This window comes from Microcystis sp. LE19-8.1F (assembly GCF_027531715.1).
In the GTDB taxonomy this organism is placed as follows: domain Bacteria; phylum Cyanobacteriota; class Cyanobacteriia; order Cyanobacteriales; family Microcystaceae; genus Microcystis; species Microcystis wesenbergii_A.
In genome coordinates this window covers 1-4,792 of sequence record NZ_JAPZSO010000177.1, presented here as the reverse complement: position 1 = coordinate 4,792, position 4,792 = coordinate 1, and the positions used below count along the sequence as shown (strand labels likewise).

Here is a 4,792-nt window from a genome sequence, read left to right as displayed (position 1 = left end):
TACCCCTCAGACAATTGGGAGATCAGGAAATTGACATTGTTAAATTGGTGGAACCGATCACCAAATACGCGGTGATGGTGACAGAGCCCCAGTCAATTCGCTACCATCTCGAAAGAGCATTACATCTGGCTCAATCTGGCCGTCCCGGTCCTTGCTGGTTGGATATCCCGATGAATGTTCAAGGAGCTAAGATTGATCCCACATCTCTACCGGGCTACGACCCCAAAGAAGATGCCATCAACTATACTACTACCAATCTAGCAGCTACCTGTGAACAAGTTATCAACCGACTGAAAACCGCCGAACGCCCGGTTATCTACGCCGGCTCGGGAATTCGTTTAGGGAGGGCTTATGAAGACTTCCTGCGCTTAGTGAATACTTGGAAAATCCCCGTAGTTACAGCTTGGAACGCTCACGATCTGATCTGGAACGATCATCCTTACTATATTGGTAGGCCCGGCACGGTCGGCGATCGCCCTGGTAATTTTGCCGTCCAAAATGCTGATTTCTTATTAGTTTTAGGTTGCCGGCTCAACATCCGCCAGGTGAGCTATAACTGGGAAAATTTTGCCCGGGAAGCCTATAAGATTATCGTGGATATTGACGAATCAGAACTGAAAAAGCCAACGCTCAAGCCGGATCTACCTGTTCATGCTGATGTAGCCGACTTCTTGGCGCATTTACTGCAACATCAAGTTGAGCCAACACAACACCATCAACAGTGGCTAGACTGGTGTTTGCTTCGTAAGGAAAAATATCCCACTGTCTTACCCGAATATTGGCTAACACAAGGGGCAGTTAACCCTTATTGCTTTGCTCAAACTCTCTTTAAGGAACTCCCCCCAGGAGAAATAGTCGTGACCGGTGATGGAACCGCCTGTGTGACGACATTTCAAGCGGCATCAATCAAAGAGGGACAGCGCCTCTACACTAACTCTGGTTGTGCCTCCATGGGATACGATCTACCCGCGGCGATTGGGGCCTGTATTGCCAGTGGTAAGCGGCGAGTGATTTGTATTGCGGGAGATGGCAGCATTCAATTAAACCTACAAGAATTACAAACCCTGGTGGGATATCAACTGCCTATCAAGATTTTTGTCCTCAATAATCAAGGCTATCACTCGATTCGTCAAACTCAGCAGAATTTCTTTGCCGATAATATTGTCGGTTGTGGACCTGAAAGTGGCGTGACCTTTCCCAGTTTTGAAAAGTTAGCTGCGGCCTATGGGATTCCTTACCGACTTTGCCGAGAACATGCAACTATGCGGGAAGCTATTCAAGAAACCATTGAAGGAGAAGGTTCTCAGATATGTGAAGTGTTTCTTGACCTCAATCAACCCTTTGCTCCTAAGTTGTCTTCTCGTCGCTTGGATGATGGACGCATGGTATCTTCTCCCTTAGAAGATTTGTCCCCCTTCCTAGATCGGGATGAGTTTATGAGTAATATGATTGTTGCGCCCATGACTGAATAGGTTATACTTCTTTCAAGTTCAAACTTAAAACTAGCTAATCAAGGAGCAGGAAAACTATGAACTCGATGGAAAAACGAATGGTGGAACTTTTATTGGAATTAAAGGAGAACTATAACGTTTGTGGAGTCAAGGCCGAATTTGAAGCGGAAGGCACCCGCATGGAAGAAGCAATGCGCCTCAAAGAGGTTAGTCTTACAGCCGGCTTGGGTTTAAACTTAAAAATTGGTGGCTGTGAGGCCATCAAGGATATGTTTGATGCTACTAGCTTAGGGGCTGAACGGGTAATTGCTCCCATGGTAGAAACGGCCTACGCCTTGAAAAAATACTTGAATGCGATCAATATCGGCTTTAGCAGTGATCAAAAACAAGATGTAGAATTTCTGATTAACTTAGAAACGATTACAGCTTTTAAAAACTTTGATGAAATGTTATCCTTGCCCGAAATCAAGTCTTTAAGTGGGGTGGTGATTGGGCGAGTTGACCTGTCAGGTTCTATGGGATTGACTCGTGAAGATATTAATAGCGATCAAGTCCTAGATATTGCCTTGAAAATTGCTGAAAAAGCGAAATCAGCCGGGTTAAAGGTGGTTGTAGGCGGTGGGGTTTCCGTTCATTCATTACCTTTCTTTAAAGCCTTTCCTGAAGGACATCTTGATCGCTTTGAAACCCGAAAGGTTGTCTTCCGTTGTCCGGAAGCCATCAATAACCCGGAGGAGGCTTTTTTGAAGGCGGTTGAATTTGAGCTTATGTGGCTGAAGAATAAAAAGAATTACTATGGGGCAATTCATCGAGAAGATGATAGTCGCTTAGAAATGATGGAAGAACGCTACCGCAGTTCAATTAATAAATTACTCTATGGTAAATCTAACAAAGCATCATAAAGCCTTGATTACTGGAGGTTCTCGCGGACTTGGGGCTGCCATGGCCTCATTATTGGAAGACCAAGGCGTTGAAGTAATTGCCCCAACACGGGATGTCTTGGATCTTTCCCGCATGGAGTCCATTGCCGCTTATATCGCTTCCGAGCAGGGGAAGGGGTTTGACATAATCATCAATAATGCTGGGATTAATCTTCTCAATGAACTTACCCATGTCAAAGATGAGGACTGGCAAATTATGCTTCAGGTGAATTTGACCGCCCCCATGGCCCTAATTAGAGGGTTCTCTCCCTATATGAAAGCCCAAAAGTGGGGAAGGATAGTCAATATAAGCTCTATCTTTAGTTTAGTCACCAGAGAAAACCGCTCTGCTTACTCGGCAACTAAAGCAGGGTTAAACGGTTTGACCCGGACTGCGGCAGTGGAATTGGCTCCCTATGGTATTCTCGTAAACGCGGTTTGTCCGGGATATGTGGAAACCGAGTTAACCTTTGTCAATAATTCCCCTGAACAGTTAGCGGCAATTACTGCTACCATTCCCTTACAACGTCTTGCCCAACCCCATGAAATTGCCAAGCTAGTTAGTTTTTTGTGTTCGGAAGAAAATACCTATCTCACTGGACAAACTCTAGTAATTGATGGCGGCTTCACCTGTAAATAAACCCTGATTTTAAGGTTCTTGAGTTATGCTAGAAATCCAAAGTCAATTTCACCCCTACTGTGTTGAAGTCAAGGAAGGCTTAAAAGATGCTTTAACACAAGCTGTTAAAGACAAGACCGTTTTTACTTTAGTTGATAGTAACGTTTTCCACCTGTACTCACAGCCAATAGAAGAAGTTTTGTCCGATCGCCCTCTCTTAAAAATAGAGGCTACGGAGGAACAAAAATCTTTTGAACAACTCACACCAATTTTTTTAAACCTCTTGGAATTAGGTTTTAGGAAAGACTGTACCTTGCTAGTAATTGGAGGTGGAGTTATTCAAGATATTGGCTGTTTTATAGCTTCCGTTTTATTTAGGGGGATTAAATGGATATTAATTCCTACTACCTTATTAGCTCAATGTGATAGTTGTATTGGCAGTAAAAGCTCGATCAATATCCAAAACTTCAAAAACCAAATCGGGACATTTTATCCTCCCCATGAGATTATTCTTGTTTTTTCTGTATTGAAGACCTTACCCTCTGATGAAATTCGCTCTGGGTTGGGGGAAATTATCAAGCTAAATTTACTGGCTGGTCAATCTGAAGTTCAACAAATGAAAATTAATCTTCAAAAACTATCGTCGGATTTTCTAGAGATTCAAAATCTAATTTTAGATGCTCTAAATATCAAGAAACGTTACATTGAGCGGGATGAGTTTGACAAGGGAATTAGAAATATTTTAAATTATGGGCATACTTTCGGACACGCTTATGAATCGGCCACTAACTATAAAATTCCCCATGGAATTGCTGTAACTTTAGGGGTGCTTACGGCTACCTTCTTTTCCGAAAGACTAGGAATGGTAGAATCGGGATATTTTGATAATTTGGAAGAGTTTTTGAAACCTTATTATCAGCCTTATAACCAGGAGTTAACCTCTAATATTTTAGAGCTTATTTTAGGAGCAATTAAACTGGACAAGAAAAATACTGGAAGATCAATTAACTGCATCCTAACACGAGGAGAAGGTAAAATGGAGAAGGTTTCGCTAGAGTTAGAGAATCAAGTGAGACCTCTACTCAATGAATTTTTGACAGTTATCTGTTAAAATTGGGCAACAATAATCTAATCAATAATTAATGACTTGCGGGGGAATGAACTAAGAAAATGTATCTGATCAAAAAGCATAGATTGGTTAACCTGATTAAAAAACATGAATTTGCCAGGTTTGTGTTAGTTGGCGTACTGAATACCTTATTCAGTTATTTTTTATATGGTAGTATTATACTGATAGGACTAAATTATAAATATGCTGTCTTGCTGGCTACTATTCTGGGGGTTTTATTTAACTTTCAAACCACGGGAAAGTTAGTTTTTGGTAGCCAAAACAATAAATTAATCTTTCGTTTTGTCTTAGTTTATGTGGTGACTTTTCTCTTGAACGTTGAGGCCCTGAGAATTGTTGATGCTATTGATATTGGCATCGAGCAAAAAACTAAAATGTTAATCGCTGGTGCTATCTTGGTTCTTCCCATGGCTGTCATCTCTTTTATTTTAATGAAACTATTTGTTTTTAGAGAAAGATCACAATGAAGAAAATTACTGTAATGACTCCTTGTTATAATGAGGAAGGAAATGTTGAAGACCTTTACCTGCGGGTTAAAGAAGTCTTTAATCAGTTACCTAACTATGAGTATGAACATCTTTTTATCGATAACGCTTCCCAAGATAAAACTGTAGATGAATTAAAAAAAATTGCTCAAAAAGACCCCAGGGTAAAAGTCATCGTTAATGCTAGA

6 protein-coding genes are annotated in these 4,792 nt (G+C 41.2%); all 6 read left to right on the top strand.

All coding sequences use genetic code 11. From position 1 onward, the window contains the following. Positions 1–1,472 (top strand): thiamine pyrophosphate-binding protein (locus tag O9334_RS17070; RefSeq protein ID WP_288001377.1); only part of this gene is annotated, 1,472 nt, incomplete at its 5' end. A gap of 56 nt (positions 1,473–1,528) precedes the next feature. After that, a complete protein-coding gene (locus O9334_RS17065; RefSeq protein WP_004163421.1) occupies positions 1,529–2,353 on the top strand; it encodes an aldolase/citrate lyase family protein in 825 nt (274 codons plus the stop codon). Next, a complete protein-coding gene (locus O9334_RS17060; RefSeq protein WP_045358450.1) occupies positions 2,328–3,011 on the top strand; it encodes an SDR family NAD(P)-dependent oxidoreductase in 684 nt (227 codons plus the stop codon). Before O9334_RS17065 ends, O9334_RS17060 begins: the two co-directional genes overlap by 26 nt. 25 nt (positions 3,012–3,036) lie before the next feature. Beyond that, on the top strand, positions 3,037–4,101 hold the full coding sequence (locus tag O9334_RS17055; protein WP_288001374.1) for an AroB-related putative sugar phosphate phospholyase (cyclizing): 1,065 nt from the start codon (positions 3,037–3,039) through the stop codon (positions 4,099–4,101). A 122-nt stretch (positions 4,102–4,223) separates the two neighbouring features. Continuing rightward, complete coding sequence (locus O9334_RS17050; protein ID WP_288001372.1) at positions 4,224–4,586, top strand: GtrA family protein; 363 nt, start codon at positions 4,224–4,226, stop codon at positions 4,584–4,586. Beyond that, positions 4,583–4,792 (top strand): glycosyltransferase (locus tag O9334_RS17045; protein WP_288001370.1); only part of this gene is annotated, 210 nt, incomplete at its 3' end. The genes O9334_RS17050 and O9334_RS17045, both read left to right, overlap by 4 nt.